The sequence below is a fragment of the Mycobacterium timonense genome (genome assembly GCF_025821985.1).
Lineage (GTDB): Bacteria > Actinomycetota > Actinomycetes > Mycobacteriales > Mycobacteriaceae > Mycobacterium > Mycobacterium avium.
Genome location: NZ_JACKSY010000065.1, coordinates 89,032 through 114,793, shown reverse-complemented (window position 1 = coordinate 114,793; position 25,762 = coordinate 89,032). Strand labels below are relative to the sequence as shown.

At 69.5% G+C, this 25,762-nt stretch carries 31 protein-coding genes, 4 tRNA genes and 1 pseudogene; 20 read left to right on the top strand and 16 right to left on the bottom strand.

Features of this window, described 5'->3' with window-relative positions; translation table 11 throughout:
* The first annotated feature begins 83 nt into the window (after positions 1–83).
* Positions 84–521, top strand: a complete 438-nt coding sequence (locus tag H7I87_RS16280) for an anti-sigma factor antagonist (protein ID WP_003875324.1) — start codon at positions 84–86, stop codon at positions 519–521.
* 42 nt (positions 522–563) lie between these two features.
* Here H7I87_RS16280 and H7I87_RS16275 read toward each other — a convergent pair whose 3' ends face one another.
* The 3 genes and pseudogenes from H7I87_RS16275 to H7I87_RS16265 all read right to left on the bottom strand — a co-directional run bounded on the left by H7I87_RS16275 (position 564) and on the right by H7I87_RS16265 (position 3,179).
* The gene (locus tag H7I87_RS16275) at positions 564–1,334 is read right to left on the bottom strand and encodes a sulfite exporter TauE/SafE family protein (RefSeq protein ID WP_033727143.1); all 771 of its coding nucleotides are present in this window, start codon (positions 1,332–1,334) and stop codon (positions 564–566) included.
* A 68-nt stretch (positions 1,335–1,402) separates the two neighbouring features.
* Positions 1,403–2,344: a catalase family peroxidase gene (locus H7I87_RS16270; RefSeq protein ID WP_033727126.1), complete on the bottom strand. Its 942-nt coding sequence runs from the start codon at positions 2,342–2,344 to the stop codon at positions 1,403–1,405.
* Between the two features lie 35 nt (positions 2,345–2,379).
* A pseudogene (locus H7I87_RS16265) lies at positions 2,380–3,179 on the bottom strand (SDR family NAD(P)-dependent oxidoreductase).
* A 183-nt stretch (positions 3,180–3,362) separates the two neighbouring features.
* Here H7I87_RS16265 and H7I87_RS16260 point away from each other — a divergent pair.
* Both H7I87_RS16260 and H7I87_RS16255 read left to right on the top strand, forming a co-directional pair.
* Positions 3,363–3,962, top strand: coding sequence for a hypothetical protein (locus H7I87_RS16260; protein WP_033727127.1), 600 nt, complete (start codon positions 3,363–3,365; stop codon positions 3,960–3,962).
* Positions 3,963–4,047: 85 nt separating this feature from the next.
* On the top strand, positions 4,048–5,595 hold the full coding sequence (locus H7I87_RS16255) for a long-chain-fatty-acid--CoA ligase (protein WP_033727130.1): 1,548 nt from the start codon (positions 4,048–4,050) through the stop codon (positions 5,593–5,595).
* A 5-nt stretch (positions 5,596–5,600) separates the two neighbouring features.
* Here the strand turns inward: H7I87_RS16255 and H7I87_RS16250 are convergent, their stop codons facing one another.
* From H7I87_RS16250 to H7I87_RS16235, 4 genes are all read right to left on the bottom strand, one after another.
* A complete protein-coding gene (locus tag H7I87_RS16250) occupies positions 5,601–6,437 on the bottom strand; it encodes an enoyl-CoA hydratase/isomerase family protein (protein WP_033727132.1) in 837 nt (278 codons plus the stop codon).
* An 88-nt stretch (positions 6,438–6,525) separates the two neighbouring features.
* The gene (locus tag H7I87_RS16245; RefSeq protein ID WP_009977834.1) at positions 6,526–6,819 is read right to left on the bottom strand and encodes a hypothetical protein; all 294 of its coding nucleotides are present in this window, start codon (positions 6,817–6,819) and stop codon (positions 6,526–6,528) included.
* 20 nt (positions 6,820–6,839) lie between these two features.
* Positions 6,840–7,277: an Rv1443c family protein gene (locus H7I87_RS16240; protein WP_023870868.1), complete on the bottom strand. Its 438-nt coding sequence runs from the start codon at positions 7,275–7,277 to the stop codon at positions 6,840–6,842.
* Positions 7,278–7,352: 75 nt separating this feature from the next.
* Positions 7,353–7,424, bottom strand: a tRNA-Val gene (locus H7I87_RS16235).
* Positions 7,425–7,595: 171 nt separating this feature from the next.
* On the opposite strand from H7I87_RS16235, the gene H7I87_RS16230 reads away from it, so the two are divergent.
* From H7I87_RS16230 to H7I87_RS16220, 3 genes are all read left to right on the top strand, one after another.
* Positions 7,596–7,668: transfer RNA gene (locus H7I87_RS16230), tRNA-Gly, on the top strand.
* Between the two features lie 28 nt (positions 7,669–7,696).
* A tRNA-Cys gene (locus H7I87_RS16225) sits at positions 7,697–7,770 on the top strand.
* 16 nt (positions 7,771–7,786) lie between these two features.
* Positions 7,787–7,861: transfer RNA gene (locus H7I87_RS16220), tRNA-Val, on the top strand.
* Between the two features lie 33 nt (positions 7,862–7,894).
* Here the strand turns inward: H7I87_RS16220 and H7I87_RS29200 are convergent.
* On the bottom strand, positions 7,895–8,269 hold the full coding sequence (locus H7I87_RS29200) for a DUF732 domain-containing protein (RefSeq protein ID WP_076221136.1): 375 nt from the start codon (positions 8,267–8,269) through the stop codon (positions 7,895–7,897).
* Between the two features lie 455 nt (positions 8,270–8,724).
* On the opposite strand from H7I87_RS29200, the gene H7I87_RS16215 reads away from it, so the two are divergent.
* The 4 genes from H7I87_RS16215 to H7I87_RS16200 all read left to right on the top strand — a co-directional run bounded on the left by H7I87_RS16215 (position 8,725) and on the right by H7I87_RS16200 (position 10,610).
* Positions 8,725–8,865 carry a hypothetical protein gene (locus H7I87_RS16215; protein ID WP_009977845.1) on the top strand — a complete coding sequence of 47 codons (141 nt, stop codon included), beginning with the start codon at positions 8,725–8,727 and terminating at the stop codon, positions 8,863–8,865.
* Between the two features lie 347 nt (positions 8,866–9,212).
* Positions 9,213–9,512, top strand: coding sequence for a hypothetical protein (locus tag H7I87_RS16210; RefSeq protein ID WP_033718141.1), 300 nt, complete (start codon positions 9,213–9,215; stop codon positions 9,510–9,512).
* Between the two features lie 191 nt (positions 9,513–9,703).
* On the top strand, positions 9,704–10,012 hold the full coding sequence (locus H7I87_RS16205) for a hypothetical protein (protein ID WP_080691736.1): 309 nt from the start codon (positions 9,704–9,706) through the stop codon (positions 10,010–10,012).
* A gap of 76 nt (positions 10,013–10,088) precedes the next feature.
* Positions 10,089–10,610 (top strand): hypothetical protein, encoded by a 522-nt coding sequence (locus tag H7I87_RS16200; protein ID WP_033718139.1) that lies wholly within the window; start codon positions 10,089–10,091, stop codon positions 10,608–10,610.
* 7 nt (positions 10,611–10,617) lie between these two features.
* On the opposite strand, the gene H7I87_RS16195 is transcribed toward H7I87_RS16200, so the two are convergent.
* The 4 genes from H7I87_RS16195 to H7I87_RS16180 are packed head-to-tail and all read right to left on the bottom strand — an operon-like array spanning position 10,618 to position 14,866.
* Positions 10,618–11,895 carry an amidohydrolase family protein gene (locus H7I87_RS16195; protein WP_170924217.1) on the bottom strand — a complete coding sequence of 426 codons (1,278 nt, stop codon included), beginning with the start codon at positions 11,893–11,895 and terminating at the stop codon, positions 10,618–10,620.
* Positions 11,896–11,909: 14 nt separating this feature from the next.
* A complete protein-coding gene (locus H7I87_RS16190; protein WP_033718137.1) occupies positions 11,910–13,124 on the bottom strand; it encodes an amidohydrolase family protein in 1,215 nt (404 codons plus the stop codon).
* A gap of 3 nt (positions 13,125–13,127) precedes the next feature.
* A complete protein-coding gene (locus tag H7I87_RS16185) occupies positions 13,128–13,931 on the bottom strand; it encodes an acetoacetate decarboxylase family protein (protein ID WP_033718135.1) in 804 nt (267 codons plus the stop codon).
* A complete protein-coding gene (locus tag H7I87_RS16180; RefSeq protein ID WP_033718133.1) occupies positions 13,928–14,866 on the bottom strand; it encodes an SDR family oxidoreductase in 939 nt (312 codons plus the stop codon). The genes H7I87_RS16185 and H7I87_RS16180 overlap by 4 nt, the downstream gene beginning before the upstream one ends.
* Positions 14,867–14,933: 67 nt before the next feature.
* Between H7I87_RS16180 and H7I87_RS16175 the strand changes: the two genes are divergently transcribed.
* On the top strand, positions 14,934–15,821 hold the full coding sequence (locus tag H7I87_RS16175; RefSeq protein ID WP_033718131.1) for an IclR family transcriptional regulator: 888 nt from the start codon (positions 14,934–14,936) through the stop codon (positions 15,819–15,821).
* On the opposite strand, the gene H7I87_RS16170 is transcribed toward H7I87_RS16175, so the two are convergent.
* Positions 15,818–17,104, bottom strand: a complete 1,287-nt coding sequence (locus H7I87_RS16170; protein ID WP_019734169.1) for an amidohydrolase family protein — start codon at positions 17,102–17,104, stop codon at positions 15,818–15,820. The two genes, H7I87_RS16175 and H7I87_RS16170, sit on opposite strands and share 4 nt — an antisense overlap.
* Positions 17,105–17,181: 77 nt before the next feature.
* Between H7I87_RS16170 and H7I87_RS16165 the strand changes: the two genes are divergently transcribed.
* From H7I87_RS16165 to H7I87_RS16155, 3 genes are all read left to right on the top strand, one after another.
* Complete coding sequence (locus H7I87_RS16165) at positions 17,182–17,400, top strand: hypothetical protein (protein WP_023865274.1); 219 nt, start codon at positions 17,182–17,184, stop codon at positions 17,398–17,400.
* Between the two features lie 73 nt (positions 17,401–17,473).
* Positions 17,474–17,851, top strand: coding sequence for a DUF4189 domain-containing protein (locus H7I87_RS16160; RefSeq protein ID WP_023873800.1), 378 nt, complete (start codon positions 17,474–17,476; stop codon positions 17,849–17,851).
* 95 nt (positions 17,852–17,946) lie between these two features.
* Positions 17,947–18,318 carry a DUF732 domain-containing protein gene (locus H7I87_RS16155; RefSeq protein ID WP_009977863.1) on the top strand — a complete coding sequence of 124 codons (372 nt, stop codon included), beginning with the start codon at positions 17,947–17,949 and terminating at the stop codon, positions 18,316–18,318.
* On the opposite strand, the gene H7I87_RS16150 is transcribed toward H7I87_RS16155, so the two are convergent.
* Positions 18,249–18,926, bottom strand: coding sequence for a TetR/AcrR family transcriptional regulator (locus tag H7I87_RS16150; RefSeq protein ID WP_019732934.1), 678 nt, complete (start codon positions 18,924–18,926; stop codon positions 18,249–18,251). The genes H7I87_RS16155 and H7I87_RS16150 overlap by 70 nt on opposite strands.
* A gap of 76 nt (positions 18,927–19,002) precedes the next feature.
* Here H7I87_RS16150 and H7I87_RS16145 point away from each other — a divergent pair, with 76 nt between their 5' ends.
* The 6 genes from H7I87_RS16145 (at position 19,003) to H7I87_RS16120 (ending at position 24,318) form a co-directional block, all read left to right on the top strand.
* On the top strand, positions 19,003–19,833 hold the full coding sequence (locus H7I87_RS16145; protein WP_019732935.1) for a mycofactocin-coupled SDR family oxidoreductase: 831 nt from the start codon (positions 19,003–19,005) through the stop codon (positions 19,831–19,833).
* Between the two features lies 1 nt (position 19,834).
* Positions 19,835–20,656 (top strand): mycofactocin-coupled SDR family oxidoreductase, encoded by an 822-nt coding sequence (locus H7I87_RS16140; RefSeq protein WP_019732936.1) that lies wholly within the window; start codon positions 19,835–19,837, stop codon positions 20,654–20,656.
* Positions 20,640–21,455, top strand: a complete 816-nt coding sequence (locus H7I87_RS16135; RefSeq protein WP_019732937.1) for a carboxymuconolactone decarboxylase family protein — start codon at positions 20,640–20,642, stop codon at positions 21,453–21,455. Before H7I87_RS16140 ends, H7I87_RS16135 begins: the two co-directional genes overlap by 17 nt.
* Positions 21,456–21,458: 3 nt before the next feature.
* Entirely contained in the window at positions 21,459–22,922 is a 1,464-nt protein-coding gene (locus tag H7I87_RS16130; protein ID WP_083071340.1) for an aldehyde dehydrogenase family protein, read from the top strand.
* A 96-nt stretch (positions 22,923–23,018) separates the two neighbouring features.
* Positions 23,019–23,231, top strand: coding sequence for a hypothetical protein (locus H7I87_RS16125; RefSeq protein WP_003875280.1), 213 nt, complete (start codon positions 23,019–23,021; stop codon positions 23,229–23,231).
* A 166-nt stretch (positions 23,232–23,397) separates the two neighbouring features.
* On the top strand, positions 23,398–24,318 hold the full coding sequence (locus H7I87_RS16120; RefSeq protein ID WP_023870862.1) for a cation diffusion facilitator family transporter: 921 nt from the start codon (positions 23,398–23,400) through the stop codon (positions 24,316–24,318).
* Between the two features lie 29 nt (positions 24,319–24,347).
* On the opposite strand, the gene H7I87_RS16115 is transcribed toward H7I87_RS16120, so the two are convergent.
* Both H7I87_RS16115 and H7I87_RS16110 read right to left on the bottom strand, forming a co-directional pair.
* On the bottom strand, positions 24,348–25,277 hold the full coding sequence (locus tag H7I87_RS16115) for a cytochrome c oxidase assembly protein (RefSeq protein ID WP_063966996.1): 930 nt from the start codon (positions 25,275–25,277) through the stop codon (positions 24,348–24,350).
* A 28-nt stretch (positions 25,278–25,305) separates the two neighbouring features.
* A complete protein-coding gene (locus H7I87_RS16110; protein WP_003875277.1) occupies positions 25,306–25,650 on the bottom strand; it encodes a DUF732 domain-containing protein in 345 nt (114 codons plus the stop codon).
* Between the last annotated feature and the right edge of the window lie 112 nt (positions 25,651–25,762).

The window sequence follows — 25,762 nt, the reverse complement described above, 5'->3', positions numbered from 1 at the left end:
GCCTAGGCGAACAGTCTGTCTTCAGACAGAAGGACGGGCATCCATTCGAGGCGCTCCCGCGCCTGTCGATTAGGGGGTCCATCATGAATTCAGTCATTGTGGAACCGATGTCCGCCACGCACCTGACGCTGAGCACCAAACTCGTCTACGAACTGGGCGACCCCAACAGCACACTGCGGGCGACGACCGCGCGCAGCGGCTCCGCGGTGCTGATCTATGCGGGCGGCGAGATCGACGCGTGCAACGAGGACACCTGGCGCCACCTGGTCAGCGAGGCCGCCGGCGTCGTCACCACGCCTGGGCCGTTCGTGGTCGACGTCACCGGCCTGGAGTTCATGGGGTGCTGCGCGTTCGCCGTGCTCACCGACGAGGCGAAACGCTGCCGACAGCGCGGCATCGACCTGCGGCTGGTGAGCTGCGAACCGATCGTCGGCCGCATCATCGACGCGTGCGGGCTGTCGGACATCCTGCCGATCTACCCCACGGTCGACTCCGCGCTGTCCGGCGCCGACCGCTGGTGAGCACCGGGTAGCACCAAAACCGTTGCTGCAGCGGCTGTTTCGTCATGCCACCGCGAGCAGGCGGTAGAGCCCGATCAGCCCCACCACCACGATGATGGCCCGCAGCGCGCCGCCGGACAGCCGGCGCCCGTACCGGGCGCCGAGCAGCCCGCCGACCAGCGAGCCCACCGCGATCAGCCCGGCCGCCGCCCAGCTGATCCGGCCGAACGCCACCGACGTATAGGCAACCGCCGCAACCACATTCACCACCAGGGCCAGCAGATTCTTGGCGGCGTTCATCCGCTGCACCGATTCGGGCAGCAGTGCCCCCATCAGGCCGACCAGCAAAATGCCCTGGGCGGCAGTGAAATAGCCGCCGTAGACGCCGACGGCGAAGGTGCCGAACACCAGCGTCGCCATCCGCCCGGGTGGCACGTGTTCGGGTGAGCGGCCAGCCAGCTCGGCGCGCCGGGCCGTCCACGCCTGGATCCGCGGCCCGGTCACCACCAGGACCAGCGCCGCCACCAGCAGCACCGGCACGATCTCGGCGAACACCTTCTCCGGCAGATGCAGCAGCAGATAGGCGCCCAGCCCGGCGCCGGCCAGCGAGGCCGGCAGCTGCCAGCGCAGCCGGTCCCACTGACCGCGCAGCTCGGCGCGATAGCCCCAGGTGCCCGAGACGCTGCCGGCGACCAGGCCGGTGGCGTTGGACATGGTGGCCGTCACCGGCGGATAGCCGAGCGCCACCAGCGTCGGGAAGGTGATCAGGGTGCCGGACCCGACCAGCGCGTTGATCGCACCGGCGGCCAGCCCGGCCAGGCATATGACGAACATCTGAAATGGCGACACCGGAGAAAAACCTTAGCCTGCCGCCGATTTCGGCGCAGACCAAGGGGCCGGGGTCACACCGGCGGGGCTTGCGCGCCGCGATCCACCCCGGTCCGCAACTTGACCGACGCCGAGTACACCAGGGTCCGGAACCGCAGCACCGGATCGTCGGAGGGCTCGATGCCGTCGGTGACGCGCATCGGGTCGAAGACGACGATGTCGCCGCCGTGCTCGCGTTCGGTGTCGGGGCCGGTGATCGTCACGGTGCCGACGGTGACGATCTGCGTGCTCTGCCAGGCCGACGAGGGGTCCACCGTCGAGTCCGTGGGCCCGGCGATCTGCACCCGGAAGTCGAACCGCACCGGCCCGTCCTGCAGTCGCGCCGCCAGCTCGTCGGTGAGAAAGTCCGGGTCCTTGCCGCGGGCGTCGGAGGCCGACAGGTATTCCTCGGCCGCGGTCGGAACCAGGTGGTAGCGAACGAATCTCGCGCTGCCGTCGGCGGCGATCCAGCGGAAGGCGTGCAGGCCGTGGTACTCGGTGGTGGCGTAGCTGGCCGGGATCCGGTTGGCCTCCCGCAGCAAGGGCAGCGCCCCGAGCAGCCGCGGATGGGTGAGCAGGTGGGTGGCCAACCGCAGCGGCGTGGTCAGGCCGGGCCGCATCGCCTTGAGCAGATCGATGAACCCCTCCGGGGTGCTGGAGACGAACAGCCGCGCGGTCTGCGCCGAGACGTCGGTGGTGGAGCCGTCCGGCAGGCTGAACTTGACCGCCATCCCGCGCACCCCGGGCGCACCGTCGCGTTGCTTCGGGTTGCCCGATCCGTTGGAGAAGCGGATCAGCGCCGGGACCGTCGAGCCGTCGAGATGCGGTGCGGCCGAAAGCATCACCGCATCCCGGGTGGCGGTGAACGTGCCGCGGTACAGCGTGCCCTTGGCGTGCAGTGCGCGGCAGCCGGGCTGGGCTCCCCCGGTCCCCCGGATCGCGTCGATCGCCTGGTCGGGAGTTAATCCACCGCTCATGGACGGATCTTAGTGGTAATTGAATCCAATTGGTATCAGCTGGGAAAGCCGAACAGTTCCACCACGCCGTGATCGCGGCCGGCGGTGTAGCCGCCGTCGACGGCGATGGCCTGGCCGCTGACGAACGAGGCGTCGGTGGACAGCAGGAAGGCGGCCATCGCGGCGATCTCTTCGGGCCGCCCCAGCCGCTGCAGGGCGTGCTCCCTGGTGATCGAGGCCAGCGGCGCCTCCATGCCGGGAATGCTGAACACGTTGTGCGCCATGGGCGTTTCGATGAAGCCGGGGCAGATGACGTTGGCGCGGATGCCGCTGGGCCCGTAGTCGAGCGCGATGTTCTTGGTCAGCAGCACGACACCGCCCTTGGCCGCGTTGTAGGAGCTGCCGCCGGCGGTGCCCTCCAGGCCCTCGACGCTGGCGACCGTGACGAGCGAGCCGCGCTCGCCGTCGACGCGGGGCTGGTCGATCATCCGCGCCAGGGCCGCCTTGGCCACCAGGAAGGTGCCGGTGAGGTTGACCCGATCACCCGGTCCCATTCGGCGCGGTCCAGCAGGTGCACCGGGCCTCCCCCGGCGACACCGGCGGCGTGAAAGACGCCGTCGAGGCGGCCCGGCACGGCGGCCAGCACGGCGGCGACGGCGGATTCGTCGGTCACGTCGGCGGGCACGAAGGTGAACCGGGGGCCCAGGTCGCCGGGCGGGTCGGCCAGGTCGGCGCCGACCACGGTGCCGCCCTCGGCCAGCAGCCGCCGCGCGGTGGCCAGGCCGATGCCGGAGGCGGCGCCGGTCACGACGAAGGTGCGGGAACGGGCACGGTCGGGGTTCACCATGCCCGTCATGGTGGCACACCGCGCCGATCCCGGGGTCGCCGATGGCCGATTTCTGCTGAAATACGTTGGTGCACTGAGCTTTACCCTACCGGCGGCGGCGCCCTATCGAGCGTCCTTGGACATCGAGGCCCGGGCCGGGCACGATGAGGCCATCGGTGAAACCCGCACCGCCCGAGCGAGTTAGGAACAACGATGTCATCGACTCGACCTCCCCGCGCCCCGTCGCGCCCCGGCGGACGGCGGCTCGCTACCGCCGGCCTCGCCGCCCTGGCCGCGGCCGTCGTCTGGGCCGGCGCCGCGCCTCCCGGCGCGCCCAGGGTGGCGCTGGTTTCCGGCGAGGCGATCGCCATCGCCCAGGGCGTCTCGGTCACCCCCGCGCCCGGCTGGACGCTGGGCAACCGCGGCCCGAACTGGGTGGCGCTGAACAACTCCGACACCACCGCGCAGCTGCGGATCACGGTCAAACCCGGGGCCGGCACCGACGCCGCCGCGCTGCTGCAGGCCGACGTCGACCAGTACACCGGCGGCGCCTCGGCCATCCTGACCGATGTGAACCGGCTGGGCCCGCCGGAGACCACGCCGCTGCAAGGCCCCAACTTTCAGCAGCAGGCCTCGCTCAATTACACGGCCACGGTGGTGTATCCGCAGGGCTCGATCCCGGTGATCGGCACCTTCACCGAGCTGCTCAACACCTCGACCGGCCGCTCGGCGTTCGTCGACTTCCGGCAGGACAGCAGCGCGACCACCCAGGCCGCCGGCGAGGGTGCGGCGATGATCGCGTCTTTGCAATAGCGGCCGGCGCTCGCCGGGGCCGCCGTCGCGGGCCCGGGCCCGACCGCGTAGGAAGAACGGGGACAAACCGAACGCGGAGGGGTTCATGCCAGCAGCCGAGACCAGGGAGACGCTCGCCGGAATCGTGGAACGGCACGCGCAGCGCCGGCCCGACGCGATCGCCATCCGCTACGGCGAACGGCAGTGGTCCTGGGCGGAGTGGAGCTCGCGGATCCGGCGCGCGGCGGGGGCGCTGCGCGGCGCCGGCATCCAGCGCGGCCAGTGCGTGGCGTTCCTGGACAAGAATCACCCCGCCTGCCTAGAGGTGCTCATCGGCGGCGCGTCCGTCGGCGCGGTGACCACGGTGGTCAATTGGCGGGTGATCGGCGACGAGCTGGTGCACGTGCTGGCCGACAGCGGCGCCCGCGTGCTGGTGGTCGGCGCCGAGCTGCGTCCGGCGGCCGAGGCGGCCGCCCGTCGGGTGCCGAGCCTGGAACGCATCATCGAGGTCGGTGACGAGTACGAATCCCTGCTCGCCGCAGCCGAACCGGCGCCGAGCGATGCGGGCGTAGACACCGACGAGACGGCGTTGGTGATCTACAGCTCCGGCACCACCGGGCGGCCCAAGGGCGTGCTGCTGAGCCAGCGCGCGCTGGTCAATCACGCGGCGAACCTGGCGCCTGCGTTCCCGTTCGGCGACGGGGACGCGAATCTTGTTGCGATGCCGCTGTTTCACGTCGGCGGAATCGGCTACGCGCTGTTCGGGATCCGGGCCGGGGCGCCGACCATCATGACCCGCGAGCCCGACGCGGCGGCGCTGATCGGGGCGGTGCGCGCCGGCGCCACCCACGCGTTCTTCGTCCCGCCGGTGATCGCCCGGTTCCTGGACGCGGGCGAGGCGGCGCGCGCCAGCATCGCCGGTCTGCGCTACATCGTGTACGGGGCGGCGCCGATGCCGCTGCCGCTGCTGCACCGGGCGCTGTCGACGTGGCCGGGCACCAAATTCGTCCAGGTGTACGGGCAGACCGAGTTGTGCGGTGCGGTCACCGCGCTGTCCGACGACGATCACCGCGATGCGGCGCGCCCCCAGCTGCAGCTCTCGGCCGGAAAAGCGGTGCAGGGCTGCGAGATTCGCATCGTCGACCCGGGCAGCGGCGCCGAGTTGCCGGCCGGGCGGTCCGGCGAGGTGTGGGTGCGCAGCAACCAGAACATGAGCGGATACCTCAACCGTGCCGAAGCGACGGCCGAGACGATCACCGCCGATGGCTGGGTGCGCACCGGGGATGTGGGACGTCTGGACGCCGACGGCTACGTGTACATCGAAGACCGGTTGAAGGACATGATCATCACCGGCGGCGAGAACGTGTACGGCCCCGAGGTGGAGAGCGTGCTCATCGAGCACCCCGCCGTCGTCGACGCCGCGGTGATCGGGGTGCCCGACGACTTCTGGGGCGAATCGGTCAAGGCGATCGTGGTGGCCGACGGTGACGTCGATGCCGCCGACGTCATCGAGTTCTGTCGCCGGCACCTGGCCGGGTTCAAATGCCCGCGCACGGTGGATTTCGTGGCGGAGCTGCCCCGCAACGCCAGCGGCAAGATTCTGAAAACCCAGCTGCGGGAACCGTTTTGGCGCGACCGGGACAGGCGGGTGTGAGCCTGCTACAGCCGTCCGTCGACCCGCAGATCCGGGTGCACCCAGTCGGGTGAGCGGCGTTGTTTGAACGCGCGGAAGCCCTCGATGGCCTCGGCGTCGGACAGGCTGGCGGTCATGCCGATGCGGTCGTACAGGCCCAGGTAGTTGTCCAGGCTGGACTTGATGACGCCGCGGGCGCGCGGCGCGGTCCGGCAGCATTGCGCCAGTAGGTCTTTGGCCGCGTCCAGCAGGTTCTCGTGCGGCACCACCCGGGCGACCAGGCCCCAGTCGAGCGCTTCGACGGCGGTGAGCACCCGGCCGGTGAACATCAGGTCGCGGGTGCGCACCGGCCCGATGACCCGGGCCAGCATCTGGCTGTAGTAGGTGTCGGCGTAGCCGCGGAACAACTCGGGCACCCGGAAGGTCGCGCGATCGCTGACCACCGACAGGTCGCTACACAACGCGATCTGGAATCCGCCGCCCTGGCACAGCCCGTTGACCGCGGAGACGATCGGCTTGGCCGAGGTGCGCACCGCGTCGAACGGGGTGACGTCCATGCCCAGCGCGGAGCCGAAGGTGATCCAATTGTCCTCGCCTCCCCCGCCGCCCATGTCGCCACCGGGCGCGAAGACGTCGCCGGTTCCGGTGAGCACCAGCCCGGCCAGATCCGGGTCCTCGTTGAGACGTCCGACGGCGTAACGGATTCCGAAGTACATCGCCGGGCTCAGCGCATTGCGCGCCTGGGGCCGGTCGATGGTGCACAGCGCGATGGGTCCGTAGCGCTCGAAGCGCAGGTACGGCGTGCCCAGCCAATCGCCTTCGGGCGGACGGGGGGTGTCGGGCGGTGTGGGGTTCTGCGCCACGGGGCTCCTTTCGGGTCGGCGCCGCCGCGGATGCGTCGCGCCGCAACGCCGCTACGGTAGCTCTTACAGTATCTGCGGGGCCGGGCGGCTACACATATGGCAGGGCGGCCGTCGCGGCGGTGGCGGCGGCGTCGGCGACCACCTCGGCGAGTTGGGCCTGCAGGGTGGCGGTGGCCTCACCCACCGGCTGGTCGCAGAACCGGCAGCGGGTGGTGAAGTTCGGCTGCTCGTCTTCGTCGGGCCAGAACCGGCGCGGCCCCACCTGGGCGCCGGGGTCGAACTGGACGGCCTGATGCGGGGCGTCCTTGAGGATCCTGCCGACGGGATGGTGTTGCGGGCATTCGAGTTTCAGCATGCCGATGCCTTCTTGATTGCCGGCCATGGTTCACCGTCCTCTCGCTGTCAGTGCAGGATCCGCGCGAGCCTGCGCCACCGCCGGTGCCGGTGGCGGAACATGACCCGGGCGAAGGCGCGGGTCGGCAGGCCGCGCAGGCCGTCGTCGGTTTCGATCTCGTCGGTGTAGCGGCAGCTGCCCTCGTCGATGGGCTCGAAGGTGAGGCGGTGGTTCCAGGTGCGGACGGGTCCGCCGTGCTCGTTGGTGTAGATCTCGGTGGGGTCGAGCCGCTTGATGGTGAGGTGATGCGTCCAGGCGGGGATCACTCCGAACAACCAGAATCGCGCTGATCCCTGGGTGCCGACCTCGATGCGCTCGGGGACGTCGAGGCGGTAGATCCGCAGCACCGGGCTGAGCACGTGGCGCATCATCTCGGGCTTGCGGGCCAGCGCCGACGCGGTTTCCACCGGGATCGGCAGCTCGGTAGTTAGGGTGACCTTACTCACGCCGTTTATGGTGGCCCAGCGGGCGCAATCAGGCAATAGCCGGCCGTGCCGGCGGCCAATCGGCCTTGATGACGGTGGTCCCGGCTGGGATCGAACCAGCGACCTTCCGCGTGTGAAGCGGACGCTCTCCCACTGAGCCACGGGACCGGCGAACGACGTCGAACACTAGCACGAGCCAGACCCGACGATACCGGCCGCATCGGCTTCGGCGGGACGACGCGATAGCCTAGACACGGCTCGTACCAAGAAATTTGTATGTGCCCGCTCACGTCGACTATCGTCGTGCTTCGCACCGGGCGACGATCTCGTCCGTGGCGCGCGGATGTAGCGCAGTTGGTAGCGCATCACCTTGCCAAGGTGAGGGTCGCGGGTTCGAATCCCGTCATCCGCTCGAAGGTGCAAGTGGCGTGGACCCCAACGGTGGAGTGGCCGAGTGGTGAGGCAACGGCCTGCAAAGCCGTGCACACGGGTTCGATTCCCGTCTCCACCTCCAGCTTTTGGTTTCCCCGGCGCGATTAGCTCAGCGGGAGAGCGCTTCCCTGACACGGAAGAGGTCACTGGTTCAATCCCAGTATCGCGCACCAGAGTTTTAGCAGGTTAAGGGGCTGCCGCCCGACTTAACGCCACGCGACACCTGGGCAAATGTATTCCTCTGCGGCGTCCATCACCTGACCGGCGTTGGCTGTGTCAGTTCCCAAACGCTGGGCAACCTGCTGCCGAACGTAGCGGCCGCTGTCGCTGCCCATCTTGCAGACCGTTCTACCGACGACCAGCAAATCCGTATCCCTGCCGGGTACGTGCCCGCGTACAGACTGGATAAATGCCGACTCGGCCGATGTGGGGGGACCCGCGTCTAAGCGCGCCGTACACGAGAACGGGTCCTCTTTCGCCCCGCAGAAGTCAGCCTGGGCAACGCTTGCCGCACAGACTCCAGTGGTGAGAAGTCCAGCAGCAAGTAAAGCTGAACAGACCACGGCGCGACCAAGTTTCATTGCTCGCATGACGTGCCTGCTCCCTGCCTACTTCGACCGACCGGTGCCGCCGTGCCAGGAGCCTGACCCTTGCTTGTGTTGGGAGTGGCTGTACGTCCCGTCGTTGTCGGGGAGGCTGCTCCGTGTGTGATCCGGCGATGGCACGCAGTTACCGTCAACGTTGATGTAGCCACCGCACGTTGGCAGTGGGCCCACCGGTAAGAGTGGAGCCACGAATAAGACAGCCGCGATCATCCCGGCCGGCGCAACGCTGATCTTCGTGATACGAGACATGACTCCACTCCGGAGTTTCGTACGGAAATGTTCACCCGACGCCCGAGGACATCAATTTAGCTGCGCCGGTCGTCCGTGTTTGCGATTTCACGATTTCCGATGTGGCTTCTCGTGGAACCGTTTAGGCCCCCATCGGCGCACCGGGCAACCGCCACCATGCAGGCATCACCAAAACAGGGGGCATGTCGTTGTGCATTGCCTTTGGCGCGGCAATCACCGTGTCGATCGGCATCGGCGTCGGCGCGCCGGCCCACGCCGATGACCAAGCCTTGATCGCTGATCTCAATGCGCGCGGCGTCTCACCGCTGATTCCGCGTGCATGAAAATCGGTGGATGACCCGGCTTACCCGCCCGACTTCATTGCCGGTTGCCAAGACGAGGGCCGCGCGCTCGCGGCATCGCACTAGAATGGGCCTGCTCATCAGCGGATTCGCCAACAGTACCGCTTGACCTCCGGAAATGGTTGGCGCCGTTGCGGTTTCATATTGAGTCACATGCTGTTGCGGAACTTCGCGCAGCGGTCGGTTGCCACCCACCTTCCAGCTCGGCATCCTGAACTCGACATACAGGGCGAAGCAATGCCCCGTCAACGGCCGAGCACATCAGGGTTTGCGTATTTCAACCGCCGATTCGTGGTTGTCAAACGACGGGAACGCGGGATAATGCCCGCATGCGTTTCACCTCTGGCGCGGCGGCGGCCGGCATGGCCCTCACTGCGCTCATCGGCGCTTCGGCAGCGCAGGCTGATACCGGCGTCAATGGCTACGTACAGTGCGTCGGCGGCGATGCCAAGCCCCCGCCACCGGGGCAACAGGCAGAATTTTGGTTTCCCAGCGTTCATGTGATCGACGTCGACCTCAGTTCTGGTGTGCCTCCCGAACAGGTGGTCCAGCGGTTAGTGGACATGGGAGTCAAGCCGGAAGACGCCGCCACTCGGGTGCGCTGCTTCATGGCCAACGCACCGCATTAGCCCCCAAAGGCTCCGCGGGCCCGTCACCAAGCGCGGGTTCGTTGAAATATGCCGCGCGACAGGTCTTTTGAATAAGCTCTGAGCCCCGAAAGCCGGCCCGCCACCCGCCCAACCAGGCCGCCCACGTCAAAACAGCCCCGCCGTGTCAGAGCCCCGAGTTACGATCTGCGGCACGCAGTTACAGATTCGAGGTGGCCATGCATCGCATCCGACGTGTCGTCATCACCCTCGTTGCGGCGGCCGCGGCGATGTTCCCGGTTGCCGCGTTCGCCTCCGCGCCCCCGGCATCGGCCGACCCGATCTGCGGGACGCCGGGAACACCGCCCTGCGCGGGTCCCAGTCCTCTGACACCGGAACAGCAGTGCGGCTTGATCGCGTGGCGCTCGATGTTGCCGTGCAACTGGCTAGGCATGCAGGTGCCCGCCGGCACCCCGGGGAGTTGGGACAACCCGCCGGCGCCGCCGCCCCCGGCCGAGCCCCCGCCCCCGCCGCTGCCGTGAGCCTCGACCGCAGGAATGACGGCGGCGTCGCGACGTCGCAATGCGCTATCTTCAGCCGGTGACCAGACCTGCTCGCATGAGCACCCTCGCGGCGGCGCTGGCGCTGACGGCGTGCTTGACCGCGCCCGGCGCCACCGCCGACCCGACGCCCCAACAGTCGCCCTTCCCGACCGGCAAGGCCGGCACCACCATCCACGTCACGGAGTACAGCACCGCGACGGCCGACGTCACGCTCAACAACGCGACCTGGGTCTCGTCCGGCTGCCCGGGTGGCGGCGGGTGCAACGTCATCGAACTCACCATCGCCGGCAAATCCGACAAGCCGTTCACCTACAGCCAGGCCTCGATCACCGCCGCCTCCACCCCGTGGCGCCAAGATCCCTACCGCGACATCCAGGGCGGCTCGTCGCTGGCCGACTACCAGCAGCTCAACAAGACGCCGCCGCTGCGCGTGGGCAGCGTCACCAACGGTCAAACCGCCCACGGCTTCATCGCCTACGACGGCGCCATCCGCCGGGGCGACGTCTACATCGAGTTCAACGACCCCGACGCGCCGGCCGCCCCCACCCCGCTGGCCGGCTGGAAAGTCCACACCTGAGCCGCGTTCAGCTCTGCACCAGATCGGGCATGGGCTCCGCGTCGGTCAGCCAGTGCCGTCCGGTCCGGCGGGCCGCCTCCCACTTGGGAATGCTCACCGCATCGTCCTGGCCCAGGTCCGCGGGAACCGGGCCGATGCGCGCGGCCAGCGGGGCCAGCGCGCCCAGGTCGAAGTTGTACAGCTCGGCGGCGGCCAAGCCCAGCATCTGGCGGGTCTCCTCGACGGGAATGTCCCAGAACGAGCGCCGCAGCCAGTCGCGGGTGTGCGGCCAGGTTCCTTCCGGATGCGGAAAGTCGTTGCCCCACAAGATGTTCGACACGCCGATCTCGTAGCGCCGGGCCAGCTCCCTGCGCTCGGTGGTGGTGGCGCCGATGAAACAGTTCCGGTCGAAGTACGCCGAGGGCGGCATGGTCAGGTCGCCCTCCATCAGATGGCTCATCTTCTTGGCCGAATGCTCCCGTAGATACCGGGTGTCCATCAGCCACAGCAGATCGTTGGCCCAGAACGCGCCGCACTCCGTCACCCCCCAGTGCAGACCCGGGAAACGCTCGAACACGCCCGACCACAACGCGAACCACAGCGGCCGCGCCCCCCACCACCGCACCTCGGTGACATAGATGCCCAAATGGCCCCCGTACTCCTCCTGCGGCGCGGGACCGGAATGGGTGTGCACCGGCATCTGCAGGTCCTGGCAAGCGGCCCAGACCTTGTCGTAGCGACGGTCGTGATACGGCGGGTAGCCGACCCAGCGCGCCGGGATCAGGATCCCGCCCCGCAACCCCGACTCGGCCGCGCGGGTGATCTCGGCGACCGCCGCGTCCACGTCGGCCAGGATCGGCACCACCGCGACCCCGGCCCGCCGCTCGGGACTGTGGCTGCACAGCTCGGCCAGCCAGCGGTTGTGCGCCCGCGCCCCGGCCATCGCCCGGCCCGGGTCGAGGTCGCCCGACTGGCCCAGGCCGGCCCCGAACGGGGCGCCGGCCACCCCGGTCACCGCGTCGGCGTCGGGAAAGATGACCTCGCCGACCACCCCGTCGCCGTCAAGTTCCTTGTCCCGCAACGCCACATCCCACCCGCCGGCGATGCCCTCGCCGTGCTCGGAGAACCACTCCTGCGCGAACTCCTCGTCGATGAACCCGCCGGCCTGCGCCGCGGCCGTCTTCTCCGCCAGATACGTCTCGAAGTCCTCCCGGTATTCGGGGTCGACGTATTCGCGGTAGCGCTCGGTCGGCAGCTCGGCGTGGGTGTCCGCGGAGATGATGATGTAGGGGTCCACGTCGGTCATGGCGGTCCTTTCGCTTACCAGGTGCGGATGGGGTCGGGCTCGAAGACGGTGCTGCTCGCGTCGGCGGGCACGGCGGCCAGCGGCTCAGCGACCTCGGCCACGCTCGGGCCGATCCGGTCCACCAGCGGTGCCAGCGCGTCGAGGTCGAAGCCGTACACCCTCGCCGCGTTCCCGCCCACCATGGCGGCCACCTCGTCGGGCGGAACGTCACTGAAGGTGTGCCGCAACGCTTCTCGCGTGTAGGGGGCGGTCCCCTCGTAGTGCGGGTAGTCGCTGCCCCACATGATCTTCTCGACACCGATTCCGTGCCGCTCGGCGCACTCGACCGGGCGCATGAAACTCGCGCCGACGTAACACTGGCGGGCCCAGTACTGGCTCGGCTTGAGCGAAAGCGAACCGGCGGTGGGACCGGCGAACCGGGCGATCGCCGAGTTCGCTCGCGCGTAGCGGGCCGCGGCCACGTCCAGCGAGGCCAGCGTCGCCGGTATCCACCCGGCGCCCTGCTCGGTGAACACCACGGTGAGGTCGGGATGCCGGTCCAGTGCGCCGCTGAAGATCAAGTGCCACAACGCCCGATGCGCCCACCAGTGCGTCTCGTACACCCAGACGGCGAACGAGCTGCCCCACCCGTCGATCGGGCTCGGCCCGGCGTTGCCGCCGTGGTGGTTGAACACCACCCCGGCCTCCGCGCACGCCGCCCACAGCGGCTCCCAGTGCTCGGCGTACAGCGGCGGGATGCCGGTGCCGGGGGCGATCCCGGGCAGCAACACCCCGCCGCGCAGGCCGAGTTTGGCGATCTGCCCCACCTCGGCAACGGCTTCGTCCAAGTCCCCCAGCAGGATCTGCCCCACCCCGGCGCGCCGCTCGGGTGACAGCGAACAGAAGTCGGCCAGCCAGCGGTTGTGGGCGCGCAGCCCGGCCCAGCGCAGCTCGAGCTCCCGCGCAGTCTCCGGCGGCGGGGCGGCCAGGCTGGCGTGCGGAAAGAACGGCGGCACGGTGTTGGGGTAAATCACCTCTCCCGCAATGCCTTCGGTGTCCAGCTCACAGTTGCGCCGCGCGCTGTTCCAGTTGCGCTCGGCGTCGGGCTCGCTCAGGTCGCCGAACGGGTTCACGTAAGTCTTTGCCCAGCCGTCGAATTCGTCGCGGTACTGCGGATCCAGGTAGTCGCGGTAGTCGAGCAGGTCCGCGCCGGCGTGGCAGTCGGCCGAGATGACGGTGTAGCGGTCCATGCGCTACGCCCGCGCCGGTTCGGGCCGCGGGGCGGCCAGCAGGGCCACGTCGTCGTAGCGCTGGTGCACATACGGCAGCAGCCACTCCTGCGGCACCCGCGCCGCGATCCGTCCCACCTGCACGGTGCGCCGTCGGCACCAGGTGATCGACGTGACCTGACGAATCACGATGTCGGCCACCGGATCCAGCGGCGACTCCCCGAGCTCGAGGGTGCCGTCGATGTTCTCCAGCAGCTCGTAGTGCCGGTGGTATTCACCGTAGACCAGGTGGGGATCGGTGATGCCGCTGCCGTCGGGCGCGCGCAGGAACTTGAAGTAGAACTCGGTATTCATCTGGTCGGGCGGCAACTCCGCCGGGCCACTGACCTGCCCGCTCAGCCGGATCAGCCGGTAGCCCAGCCGGTCCACGCCGGCGGTGACGCGGTCGCCGTCGCGCTCCACCGTGATCTGCGCGAGTTTCTTTGGCTCGCCGAAGGTTTCGCGGCCGCCGGTGACGGACTGTTCGGTGGACTGGGGCATGAACAGCGGATAGTCGCCGTACCGGTCACCGTGCCGCGCGGTCACCGAGAACACCGCCGACCCGAACGGCGCCATCCCCTCGATGCGGACCCGCTGCAGCTGGATGCGCACCAGCGGTTCGTCGGCCGGCTGCAGCGGCTTGGGCAGCACCGCCGCGACGATGTCCGGCTCCGTGAGGTAGGTGACGGTCACCGCCTCGGTGGCAATCGGCGCCTTGGTGGCATCGATCTCGTGGTCGATCTGGGCCTCGGGCGGACGGGGCCCGTAGCGAATGACGTTGCTGCTCAATGGTTTTCTCCTTGCATTTCGGAGTTTCCGCCGGCGCTGCGGCCGAGAACGTCGACCAGGTAGTCCGGGGCGCCGCGGGAAAGGATCGATGCCGCCTTGCGGCGCACGACGTCGTCGGACGGCGCGGGCGGGCCCATCATCCAGAACCGGTCCGCCGCAATGCCGTCCACCACCAGGTCGGCCACCGTCTCCAGCGGGGTGAACTCGACGCGGGCGCCGGCGGCCTCGAACCGGGCCACCACCTTGTCCAGCGTCTGCTCGGGCGTGCGGCGTTGCTGGGTCGGGGCGTAGCGCGGCGGTCGATGCCGCCACGACTCCCAGATGCCGGTGTTCAAAAACCCGCCGGGGAACAGCACGTGCGCCCGCACCCGCGTCCCGGTCATCTCGAGGTGCGTGTACAGGCTCTCGGTCAGGCACAGCACCGCGGCCTTGGTCATCGGGTAGACCGCGGTGGCCGGTCCGCCCATGGCGCCCCGCGCGATCGGCGCGAATCCGCCGTTGCCCGAGCAGGTGTTGACCACGTGCCCCTCGCCCCGCTCGAGCAGGATCGGTACGAACGCCTTGAGGCCGTGGATGACGCCCAGCACGTTGACGTCGATCCCCCAGCGCCAGTCGGCCAGGTCGTGCTCCCACAGATAGCCCTCGGACACCGCGCCGGTACCGGCGTTGTTGCATACCACGTCCACCGCGCCGAAGCGGCGCAACGCCTCCTTGGCCAGCGCCTCGACCGAGGAGTAGTCGGTGACGTCGGTGACCACGCCGGCCGCCTCGATGCCCTCGTCGGTCAGCGCCCGCGTCGCCTCCCGCAGCGGGTCGGCGAGCACGTCGGCCAGCACCACCTTCATGCCCTCGTGGCCGAGACGACGGCCGAGGGCCCGGCCGATGCCTCCGGCGCCGCCGGTGATCACCGCCACCTTGCCCTGCAGGTTCGTCATGGTGTGGCCATCGTCACACGGTCGCACAGAGCACCACAAGCGTTCGCATTATGCGACCATTGCCGGCATGGCCGCGCGTCCCTCGCCCCAAACCGAGCGGGTGGTGAATCTGTTCGAGCTGCTGGCGGCCGACGGCAGCGCGGGGATCACCCTGGCCGAGGCGTCCCGGCGGTTGCACGTGCACAAGGCCAGTTGCCACTCGATGCTGTCCGAGCTGCTGCGGGCCGGCTGGCTCCTGCGCGACCCGGTGCGCAAGACCTACCACCTGGGCCCGGCCCTGGTGCGGCTCGGCCGCGAGGCCGCCGCCCGCTACCCGGCCCTGGTGCTGGCCCGCTCGGTGATGGACGAGCTGGCGGCGGCGACGGGCGCGCACTGCGTGGCGTTCTCGGTGAGCGAGGACTACTCCACCGTTGTCGATCAGGTCCGCAGCCGCCGCGGCGGCGGGCATCCGATGCCGATCGGCACCCAGTTCCCGCACCGCCCGCCGTACGGGGCGTCGACCGTTGCCTGGGCGGGAACCGAGGACCGGGAGCGCTGGCTGGCCGCCCTGCCCGACGAGGCGCGCGACCGCTACCGCGAGGCCATCGCCGCCGCCCGGCAGCGCGGCTACGCGGTGGGCCTGCACCTGCTGCCCGACCTGCGGCTGCAGGAACTGGCGCTGCTGGTGCGCAGCGCCGAGGTGCGATCCACCCGGCTGAGCCAGCTGGCGCAGGCGCTGACCGACGAGCTCATCCACCAGGAGGAGTGGTTCCCGATCAGCCTGGCCCCCGACCGCAGCTACGAGGTGAGCCACATCGACTCCCCGATCCTGGGGCCGGGCCCGAGCATCGCGTTGATGCTCAGCCTGGTGCCCAGCGCCGAGCCGATGAGCGGCGCGGCGGTCACCCGGCTGGGCACCCAGCTGGCCGCCGCGACCCGCCGGCTGAGCGAAGCCCTGGCCGACGAGTCCGGTTAACCGCGTTGCGGCGCCAGCCGCTTGAGCGCCAGCCCGCCTTCGAAGGGCCGGTAGCCGAACGCGGCCGGGGCGCGATAGCCGGTGTCCGGCACCGGGGTGCGCACCTCCTCGACCGTGGGCCCGATCTTGGCGGCCACCGGAATCAGCTTGTCGAGGTCGAAACGGTAGAGCCGAGCGGCGTTGCCGCCCAAGATCTTTCGGCAGGCATCCTCGGGCCGGTCGTGCAGCGCCCAGCGGATGGCCAACTTCGAGTGCGGCGCAAAGCCTTCCTCGTGCGGATAGTCACTGCCCCACATGATGTGATCGGGCCCCATGAAGTCGATCATCGCGCCGTCGTAGGGCATCAGCTCGCTGGCCAGATAGCAGTTGCGCTGGACGTATTCGCTGGGCGTCAGGGTCAGCGCGTCGACCGACGAGCCGCCGAACATCCCGTAGGTGCGGTTGTGCGCATCGGATTTCATGGTGGGCACCATGGCGTCGAGGACGCCGAGTTGTGCCGGCACCCACAGGGTTCCCTGCTCGGTCGGCACGAACCGCAGCGTCGGATACCGTTCGAACACACCGGCCAGGATCAGGTGGCCGAGGGTCCGCTGGGCCCACAGGGCCATCTCGGTGATCAACACGGCATTGGACGCCGGCTGGTCCATCGGCATCTCCGGGCTGCCGGCCCCCGCGTGCTGCACCACGGTGAGGTCCAGTTCGGCACACAGCGCCCACAGCGGTTCGTAGCGGGTGTGGAAAAGCGGGGCCACCTGCGAATCGCCGGGCGAGACCGGCGGAATCAGCACACCGCCGAAGCAGTCCTGCCGCGCGCCCCAACGGATTTCCTCCATCGCCAACTCGACGTCGTTGGGGAAGATCTGGATCAACCCGCGGCGCCGGTCGGGAGCCAGCGAACAGAAATCGACCTGCCACCGGTTGTGCGCCTGCACACCGGCCCAGCGCTTTTCGAACTCCGCGCGAGTGCGGGGCAGGCTGATGGTGATGTTCGGCGTGGTCGGGAAGAACGGCGGAACGGTGTTGGGCAGCAACACCTCTGCGGCCACCCCGTCGGCGTCCATCTCGCCGATCCGCAGCTCGTGGTCCCAGTTCCGGTTGGCGGTGGCGACGATCAGGTCGTCGAACGGGCTGGCGTACGCCTTGGCCCAGGCGTCGAACTCGTCGTGCAGCCGCGCCGGCAGATACGGTTTGTAGCCGTAGAGATCCGCCCCGGCGTGAGTGTCCGTCGAGATGACGATGTAACGGTCCAGCGTGTCCCAGGTTGTAGCCATCGCGCCCTCCATGAATCAGGTCGAGTATAGGGAGAAGCCCCGGTGATACCAGCGTGTTCCGTTCCGCTGGGTGGGAGCAAGATGTTCGCGTGAGTTGGACGCGGTACGAGACCCGGGCCCTGGCGGACATCAGCCTTCGCGGCGACGCGCTGCACGCCGCCCTCGAGGACTACATCCGCGTGCAGAATCCACAGCTGACCGACGTCCGGCTGGAGCGGGCAACCGCGACCGGGGCCTCCGGCGGCCCGCCGGGCAGCCGCTGGTATCAGGTCACCTACCTGGCCGAAGACCCCGAACGCAGCGCGTAGCCGCCGGCCGATTCCGCCGCGCGCGCCCCGGCGTCGGCGCTACATTGCTGTCCTGGACACAAAGGAGCTTGGCGTGCGGTCACTCATCGCCGTCGTCGTCGCGGTCGGCTGCCCGGCCGCGGCGCTGTGGGCGCCCCAAACCGCCTGGGCCGACGACGACTTCGTCGCCCTGGCGGTGTCGGTGGGCAGCGGACGCGCCGCCGGCTGGGCGACCGCGAACAGCCAGGACCAGGCGAACCAACTCGCCCTTGCGCACTGCACCGCCGAGGCCGGCGACGCCTGCGAAGTGGTCGCGGGCACCCGCAACGGCTGCGCGTCGGTGGCCTTCGACCGCGGCTCCGGGCGGTTCCGGGGCGGCTCGGGCCCCGATGCGGCCAGCGCCGACTCCGACGCCCTGGCCAAGCTGGGGGCGCCGAACGGCCGGATCAAAGCCACGCATTGTTCGTCGTGACCGCGAGCCGGCGTGCGCCGCGGCGACGGCACCCAGAATTCGTCTATCGTTTCAATAAGTCGTCTTGTTTCGGCCCACCGCACCCAGGGGAGGCCATGACTCACACCAAGGCCGGTCGTGCCGCGTGGCCGGCCGCCTGCGCGGTCGTCCTGTCCGCCGCCGCGCTGTTGTGCGCGGCACCGGCCGCCGCGGACGAAGCCGATGACGCGTTCCTCGCCGGCCTGGCCAAGGGCGGGATCACCATGTTCGACGACGACGACGCGATCGCCATGGGCCACAGCGTGTGCTCTAGCATCGACGCCAACCCCAACGTGTCGATGCTGGCGCTGCGGCTGACCAAGCAAACCCCGTTGACGCCGAAGCAATCCGGCTACTTCATCGGTCTTTCGGTCGCGAGCTACTGCCCGCAGTACAAGGACGACGTCGACCCCTCGCTGGGCTGGCTGATACCGCCGCCGCTGATGTGAGGTTGCCGGCCCGCATCCGCGTTCTGGTAGGCCTGGGTGAGCCAGTACACCGTGCGCTCGATGCCGGGGACGATCTCGGTGACGTCGATCTCGCCCTGGGCGAAGCGGGTCAGAAACCCGAACACCACACCGGTGAGGATGAGCTCCAGATCGTTGACGAATCCCGGATCAGCCTGGGCCAGAACGCTTTTTGCGACGGGAACGACGGCCTCGACACCGCGCTGGATCAGGCGTTTACCGCCGGGCCCCGAGCGCGCCTGAAAGTAGGAGCGCAGCATCAGCGGATGCCGCTCCCACGGCTCGAAGATGGTGCGCATCACGTGCATGAGGTCGGAATACATCGATTCGCCGGGCAGCTCGTCAATCAGCGACGGCAACCGCGCATACCGGTTGGCGTCCATCCACCCCTCCAGGGCCGCCACGATGAGCTCGTCGCGGGTGCGATAGCGCTTGTAGATGGTGGCCATCGAGACGCGGGCCCGCCGGGCCACCTCGCGCAGCTGCACGGCCTCGTAGCCCCCGGTATCGAGCATGTCGACCACGATGCCCAGAATCGGATCCCCGGAAACGATCGGGGCGTCGGGCCCTTTTGCCGTCACGGTAACCATGTTACTGTGCGCGGGTGAGTAACCACGTTACTCACCCCTGAACTGGGCCGCCGGACAAGAAACGAGGACGCCCGCCGTGGGTTCACTAGATGGCAAAGTCGCCTTCATCACGGGAGTAGCGCGCGGCCAGGGCCGCAGCCACGCGGTACGGCTCGCGCGTGAGGGCGCCAACATCATCGGCATCGACATCTGCGCGGACATCGCCGCCAACGGTTATCCGATGGCCTCCCGCGCGGAGCTCGACCAGACCGTCGCGCTGGTCGAGGAGGCCGGCGGCAAGATGCTCGGCACGGTGGCCGACGTGCGCGACTTCGGCCAGGTCAAGGCCGCGCTGGACGCCGGTGTGGAGCAGTTCGGGCGGCTGGACATCGTGCTCGCCAACGCCGGCATCGCGCCGTTGGCCTTCCGGCAGTTGAGCATCGAGGAGGAACTGGCTCAGTGGCGCGCGGTCACCGCCGTCAACCTGGACGGCGCCTATCACACGGCGTGGGCGGCCATTCCGCATCTGCTGGCCGGTAACCGCGGCGGGGTGATCATCTTCACCAGTTCGACCGCCGGCATCAAGGGCTTCGGCGGCCTGCAGGGCGGCGGCCTGGGCTATGCGGCCTCCAAGCACGGCATCGTGGGGCTGATGCGCACCCTGGCCAATGCGCTTGCGCCGCTGAACATTCGGGTGAACACGGTGCACCCGACCGCGGTCAACACGATGATGGCCACCAACGACGACATGACCGAATTCCTTGAGAAGAATCCCGGCGCCGGCCCGCACCTGCAGAACCCGATGCCGGTCGGCATGCTCGAGCCCGAAGACGTCAGCGCCGCCATCGCCTACCTGGTCTCCGACGAGGCCCGCTACGTCACCGGGGTGACGTTCCCGGTCGATGCCGGCTTCTGCAACAAGGTCTGACATGGCAACCGACGACGCGACGGGCCGGGTCGCCGGCAAACGGGTCCTCATCACCGGGGCCGCGCGGGGCATGGGACGCTCCCACGCGGTGCGGCTGGCCGAACAGGGCGCCGACTGCATCCTGGTCGACATCTGCTGCACCCCAACAGGTTTGGACTACCCGCTGGCCACCGAGGAGGACCTGAACGAGACGGTGCGACTGGTGGAGAAGCACGGCCGCCGGGCGGTGCCCAAGATCGTCGATGTGCGCGACGAGGCCGCCATGAAGGCGGCGGTCGACGCGGCCGTCGACGAGCTCGGCGGGCTCGACGGCGCGGTCGCCAACGCGGGTGTGCTCACCGTGGGCACCTGGGACACCACCACCGCCGAGCAGTGGCGGCTGGTCCTCGACGTCAACCTGATCGGGGCCTGGAACACCTGCGCGGCCGCGCTCCCCCACCTGATCGCCGGGGGCGGCGGCAGCCTGGTCAACATCAGCTCGTCAGCGGGCATCAAGGGAACCCCGCTGCATCTGCCCTACACGGCGTCCAAGCACGGCATCGTGGGGATGACGCTCGCGCTGGCCAATGAGCTTGCCGCACAGAACATTCGCGTCAACACCGTGCACCCCACCGGGGTGGCCACCGGGATGGCACCGCCGGGCATGCATGCGTTGATCGCCGAACAGCGGCCCGATCTGGTGCCCATCTTCCTCAACGCGCTGCCCGCGCCGCTGATCGAGGCGTCCGACGTGAGCAACGCGGTGCTCTACCTGATCTCCGACGAATCCCGTTACGTCACAGGACTCGAGCTGAAGGTCGACGCCGGTGTCACGATCAGATAGCGAGGCGCGGCATCAGCGCGGGGTGCGCACCTTCGCCGAGGTGATGACCTTCGACCCGCCGGACGACGCCAGCCCCTGCGCCTCGGGGCTGATCGACTTCGTCTTCGGCGAGGTGTGGTCGCGGCCGGGGCTGAGCCGGCGCGACCGGCGGTTCGTGACGCTGGCCTGCGTGGCGGCCGCCGACGCGCAGGCCCCGCTCGAGCAGCACGTCTACGCCGCGTTGAACAGCGGCGACCTCAGCATCACCGAAATGCGGGAAGCGGTGCTGCATTTCGCCGTCTACGCGGGCTGGCCGAAGGCGTCACGCTTCAACATCGTGGTGGACCAGCAGTGGGCCAGGATCGCCGCGGAACGCGGTGAGCCGACGCCCGACCCGGAGCCGCTGCTGCCGCTGGTCACCGCCGCCGATCCTGAGCAGCGGCTGCGGGGCGGCGAACGATCGTTCAAGGACATCAACTGCCTGCCGTTCGCGCCGCCGCGGGACAACCCCTATTCGGGCGCCGGCATTCTCAACTTCGTCTTCGGCGAGATGTGGCTGCGGCCCGGGCTGGGCATGAAGGAACGCCGCCTCATCACGGTCGCCTGCGTGGCCTTCCAGGACGCCGAAATCCCGATCATGTCGCATGTTTACGCGGCGCTCAAAAGCGGTGACGTGTCGTTTCGGGAGATGGACGAGGTGGCGCTGCAGTTCGCCGCGTACTACGGCTGCGCCAAGGCCGACCACCTCAACCAGGCGATCGCGGAGCAGAAGCAGCGGGTGATCGCCGAAAACCACTCCGACGCCACACCGGTCGGCTGACCCATGACGGCTACTGCGTCCTCACCGCCGCGTACGGGTGCGTTACTCATTGGCACGGAACGGATCACCGCGGCGTCCGGCGGAAGCCACCAGCACCGCTATCCCGGCACCGGTGTGCCCAACGCGACCATTCCGCTGGCCGGCCACAGCGAGGTCGACCGCGCCGTGCACAGCGCCCGGGAGGCGCAGCGGGAATGGATCTCCTACCCCGTCGATCGCCGCCGCGACCTGCTGTTCGGGCTGGCCGACCTGCTGCGCGACCACTTCGCCGAGCTGACCGAGCTCAACGTGCACGACTACGGGGTGCCGATCTCGGTCGCCGGCAACTCGGTGCTGACCGAGCGGTTCGTGCGCTACTACGCCGGTTACCCGGACAAGCTGACCGGGGCGAGCACACCGGTCAGCGGCGCGTTCGACGCCAACATCGTCGAACGTGAACCCTACGGCGTGGTCGCCGTCATCGCCCCGTGGAACGGACCGTTGGTGGTCGCGGGCGCCGCCGTCGCACCCGCCCTGGCGGCGGGAAACGCCGTCATCTTCAAGCCCTCCGAGCTCGCGTCGTTGGCGCCCTTGCGCTTTGGCGAACTCTGCCTGGAGGCGGGGTTGCCGCCGGGACTGGTCAACGTGCTGCCGGCCGGCCCGGAAGGCGGCGAGGCGCTGGTTCGGCACCCCGGAGTCGGCAAGGTCCACTTCACCGGCGGCCACGCGACCGCCCAGCAGGTGCTGCGGGCCGCGTCGGACAACGTCACGCCCGTGACGGCCGAATTGGGCGGCAAATCCGCCTATCTCGTGTTCGCCGACGCCGACCTGGACACGGCGGCCGTCATCGCCGCCCACCAGGGCCCGCTCACCCAGGCGGGCCAGAGCTGCGCCTGCGCCTCGCGGATCCTGGTCGAGGCGTCGGTGTATGTGAGCTTCGTGGAAAAGCTCGTGGCCCAGGTGCAGGCCGCCACGATCGGCGACCCGCTGCGCCCCGACGTCATGCTGGGGCCGGTCATCACCGAGGCCGCCGCCGACCGCATCCTCGGCGTCATCGAGCGGGCGGTCGCCGAGAAGGCCGGCGACCTGGTCACCGGTGGGCGGCGGCTCGGGGGTGAGCTCGCGTCCGGCTACTTCATCGAGCCGACGATCTTCAGCAACGTGGACAACCGCTCGTCGCTGGCGCAGACCGAAACCTTCGGGCCGGTGGCCTCGGTCATGCCGTTCGCCGACGAGGCGCAGGCGGTCAGCCTCGCCAACGATTCCCGCTACGGCCTGAATGCGTTCGTCGCGACCGCCAACCTGGAACGCGCACACCGGGTTGCGCGCCGCTTGCAGGCCGGTTCGGTGTGGGTGAACAGGCACAGCGACATCGAGCCGCAGGGCCCCTACGGCGGATACAAGCAGACCGGCTTCGGCCGCACCGGCGGCATCGAGGGCCTGCACGAGTTTCTGCAAGTCAAGAACATCCGCATCGGCATGAGCTGACGGCGCGCCGGTGCGTATCCGGCCGGGAAATTCACGTCGGGTCGGCGAAATGCCGTGCAGATCAGATAGTTCCGCCGGAAGGGTACAGTCGCGATCATGAACTTGGTCGAGTGGCTGCGGACCCCCCGCTACCTGCGGACGCGCTTCATGATGGAAACGCGCCCGCTGAACCGCATGGAGATGGAGATCGTTTTCCTCGAGGTCTCCGCCCGCGACGCGTTGCTGCGGCTGCCGGTGGCGTTCATGGTGGTGCCGAAAACCTCCCGCCCCTGGCGCGACGGGCCGTCCGACTCCGAGAGGGACAAGTAGGGGCATCCGGCGGCGGTGGCGGCCTTGCGCCGGGCCCGAAATGCGTTGGCGCGCTGGCAATTCCGCGTGGCGCCGTCCGGTAGCCGCGGCCGTGCCCGCCGATCGCCATCACGTGTCCGGGACCGCGGCACTTGGGCGGCGCTGCCGAGTGGGGCATGCTGGCCGTATGCATGTGATCAACGGGGTCCGCGACCCGGCGGCAAGCTTTCCCCTCGACACCGCGACCGACGACGCCGGTGAGCGCCGGCAGGCCAACCGGGCCGTCGCCGTCAGCGCCGCCGGCCTGGCGCTGACCGGGCTGGTCGAACTGGTCATCGCGGTGGTGTCGGGTTCGGTCGCGCTGCTCGGCGATGCGCTGCACAACCTGTCCGACGTGTCGACCAGCGCCCTGGTGTTCGTCGGCTTCCGCGCGTCGCGCAAGCTCCCGACCGAGCGCTATCCCTACGGCTACGAACGCGCCGAGGACCTGGCCGGCATCGGGGTGGCCCTGGTGATCTGGGGCAGCGCCGTGGTCGCCGGCTTCGAGAGCGTCACCAAACTGCTGCGGCACGGCGGCACCGGACACGTCGGCTGGGGCATCGCCGCCGCGGTCGTCGGGGTCGTCGGCAACCAGCTGGTGGCCCGCTACAAACTGGTGGTAGGCAGGCGAATTCGGTCGGCGACCATGGTGGCAGACGCCAAGCATTCGTGGCTGGACGCGCTCTCGTCGGCCGGGGCGGTGCTGGGGCTGATCGGCGTGGCGCTCGGCTGGGGCTGGGCCGACGCGGTCGCCGGGCTCGTCGTCACCGGGTTCATCTGCCACGTCGGCTGGGAGGTGACCGCCGACATCGCGCATCGCCTGCTCGACGGCGTCGATCCCGACATCGTCACCACCGCCGAGGCCGTCGCGGTCTCGGTGCCCGGTGTGACGCACGCGCACGCCCGGGCCCGGTGGACCGGGCGGACCCTGCGGGTCGAGGTGGAGGGGTTCCTGGATGCCGCCACGTCCCTGTCGGACTCCGATCGCATCGGCCGCAGCGTCGCCGCGGCCCTGGCCCCGCGGCTGCCGCAGATGCAGAGCTTCACCTGGACGGCACGCGCGGCCTGAAAAACCGGGCACGCCAGGAAGTTTCGATGTCAGCCGCGGCCGAAGCGCTCGCGCAGCTGCGGGTCGTCCTCCCACCACAGGCCCGACGCGGCGGCGCCGCCGGCATCGTGTGACTCGGCCTCGTCGAGTTCGGCGTCGACCGCGACGGCGTGCGCCCGCTCGTCGCGGGACATGGCCCGCATCAGCAGCAGCACGAACGGCCACCCGACCAGATCCCCGAGGATCCACAGCACACCGGCGCCGATGGTTTGGTCCAGCCGCGGGTCGGGGCCCCAGACCCGGTGCAGCCCAGCGTAATACGACGCACCGATCAGCGATCCCTGCCAGATGACCAGCCCCAGCAGCCCGTCGCCGAGCGCCTCCACCACGGTGATCAGCAGCGAGATCGACTGCGGGTAGCGGCGCGGTACCGGGTCCTCCTGCAGGCGGGCGTAGAAGTAGCCGAAACCCAGCGCCACCAACAGGATTCGGGTGGGCGCGCCTACCCATTCGTTGTGCAGGGCGGCGGTGTACCAGGGCGTCAGATACAGCAGCCAGGGGGTGGCCAGCATCCCCAGCGAGGTGGTCGCCGGGTGGGCGAGCACCCGGGCGATGGGGCTGGCCAACAGGCGATCGAGGCGGTCGCGGCCGGACGGCCCCAGCGCGTCGCGCAGCACCGTGACCGGCGTGGCCTGCGCGAGGAAGAACGGCACGACGTAGAGCAGCAGCAACACCTGCAGCGCGCGCACCCAGAACAGCAGGTAGGCATACGCGCCGACGGCGCTGCAGGTGGCCGCCACCCACGCCAGCAGCCCGGCCGCAAAGCAGGCGGCGGGTGCGACGCGGGCCGACGTCCCGGCCCGCCGGTAGCACCAGGCGTATCCGGCGGCGAGCGCCACGACGACGACCGCGGAGACCGGGTCGAGATGCCAGGTCTGCACCGCGGTGTCCCAGGTCAGCGGTCCGGGATCGACGCGCACGGCACCAGCCTATTGCGGGCCGGCCGGCTCAGTTGCCGACGGCACCCTCGGGCTTGGGACCGCGGTCCTCCCCGGTGATGTACTTCGGGCAGTAGTGCGCGGCCGAGAGGTAGGTGAACTTGGCCGCGCTGGCGCCCTGGAACGCCGGGTTCTGGTTGCGCAGATCGGTCACGATCTTGGCGTCGGATTGGCCGTCGTCGAGCAGCTCGCACACCGACTTGCCGATGGTGATGGCGTTGCCGGCGTCCTGGTAGGTGATGCCGGCGTCGCGCAGGTCCTTGAGGAAGTCCTGATCGTTGTCGATGTCCGCGTGCGCCGGCGCGGCCAGTCCGATGGTGGCGGCGAGGGCGCACAGCCCCAGGAAGAGTCGCATAGCGCAACGATTGTCCCAAACCCGGCGGCGATCGGCATCTCGTCGGGCACCCGCCCGCGGAAGGGCCTGCCTCGGAAATTGACGCCGGCGACGCACAGCAAACGATTCACAC

What these genes read in the sequence shown, in the direction of transcription:
- H7I87_RS16260 (WP_033727127.1), top strand. Translation starts at nt 3,363, where the DNA reads ATGTCATCGACTCGACCTCCCCGCGCCCCGTCGCGCCCCGGCGGACGG.
- H7I87_RS16210 (WP_033718141.1), top strand. Translation starts at nt 9,213, where the DNA reads ATGCGTTTCACCTCTGGCGCGGCGGCGGCCGGCATGGCCCTCACTGCG.
- H7I87_RS16245 (WP_009977834.1), bottom strand. Translation starts at nt 6,819, where the DNA reads ATGGCCGGCAATCAAGAAGGCATCGGCATGCTGAAACTCGAATGCCCG.
- H7I87_RS29200 (WP_076221136.1), bottom strand. Translation starts at nt 8,269, where the DNA reads ATGAAACTTGGTCGCGCCGTGGTCTGTTCAGCTTTACTTGCTGCTGGA.
- H7I87_RS16190 (WP_033718137.1), bottom strand. Translation starts at nt 13,124, where the DNA reads ATGGACCGCTACACCGTCATCTCGGCCGACTGCCACGCCGGCGCGGAC.
- H7I87_RS16280 (WP_003875324.1), top strand. Translation starts at nt 84, where the DNA reads ATGAATTCAGTCATTGTGGAACCGATGTCCGCCACGCACCTGACGCTG.
- H7I87_RS16195 (WP_170924217.1), bottom strand. Translation starts at nt 11,895, where the DNA reads ATGACCGACGTGGACCCCTACATCATCATCTCCGCGGACACCCACGCC.
- H7I87_RS16155 (WP_009977863.1), top strand. Translation starts at nt 17,947, where the DNA reads ATGACTCACACCAAGGCCGGTCGTGCCGCGTGGCCGGCCGCCTGCGCG.
- H7I87_RS16180 (WP_033718133.1), bottom strand. Translation starts at nt 14,866, where the DNA reads ATGACGAACCTGCAGGGCAAGGTGGCGGTGATCACCGGCGGCGCCGGA.
- H7I87_RS16130 (WP_083071340.1), top strand. Translation starts at nt 21,459, where the DNA reads ATGACGGCTACTGCGTCCTCACCGCCGCGTACGGGTGCGTTACTCATT.
- H7I87_RS16255 (WP_033727130.1), top strand. Translation starts at nt 4,048, where the DNA reads ATGCCAGCAGCCGAGACCAGGGAGACGCTCGCCGGAATCGTGGAACGG.
- H7I87_RS16170 (WP_019734169.1), bottom strand. Translation starts at nt 17,104, where the DNA reads ATGGAGGGCGCGATGGCTACAACCTGGGACACGCTGGACCGTTACATC.
- H7I87_RS16120 (WP_023870862.1), top strand. Translation starts at nt 23,398, where the DNA reads ATGCATGTGATCAACGGGGTCCGCGACCCGGCGGCAAGCTTTCCCCTC.
- H7I87_RS16110 (WP_003875277.1), bottom strand. Translation starts at nt 25,650, where the DNA reads ATGCGACTCTTCCTGGGGCTGTGCGCCCTCGCCGCCACCATCGGACTG.
- H7I87_RS16215 (WP_009977845.1), top strand. Translation starts at nt 8,725, where the DNA reads ATGTCGTTGTGCATTGCCTTTGGCGCGGCAATCACCGTGTCGATCGGC.
- H7I87_RS16270 (WP_033727126.1), bottom strand. Translation starts at nt 2,344, where the DNA reads ATGAGCGGTGGATTAACTCCCGACCAGGCGATCGACGCGATCCGGGGG.
- H7I87_RS16275 (WP_033727143.1), bottom strand. Translation starts at nt 1,334, where the DNA reads ATGTTCGTCATATGCCTGGCCGGGCTGGCCGCCGGTGCGATCAACGCG.
- H7I87_RS16140 (WP_019732936.1), top strand. Translation starts at nt 19,835, where the DNA reads ATGGCAACCGACGACGCGACGGGCCGGGTCGCCGGCAAACGGGTCCTC.
- H7I87_RS16150 (WP_019732934.1), bottom strand. Translation starts at nt 18,926, where the DNA reads ATGGTTACCGTGACGGCAAAAGGGCCCGACGCCCCGATCGTTTCCGGG.
- H7I87_RS16175 (WP_033718131.1), top strand. Translation starts at nt 14,934, where the DNA reads ATGGCCGCGCGTCCCTCGCCCCAAACCGAGCGGGTGGTGAATCTGTTC.
- H7I87_RS16200 (WP_033718139.1), top strand. Translation starts at nt 10,089, where the DNA reads ATGAGCACCCTCGCGGCGGCGCTGGCGCTGACGGCGTGCTTGACCGCG.
- H7I87_RS16125 (WP_003875280.1), top strand. Translation starts at nt 23,019, where the DNA reads ATGAACTTGGTCGAGTGGCTGCGGACCCCCCGCTACCTGCGGACGCGC.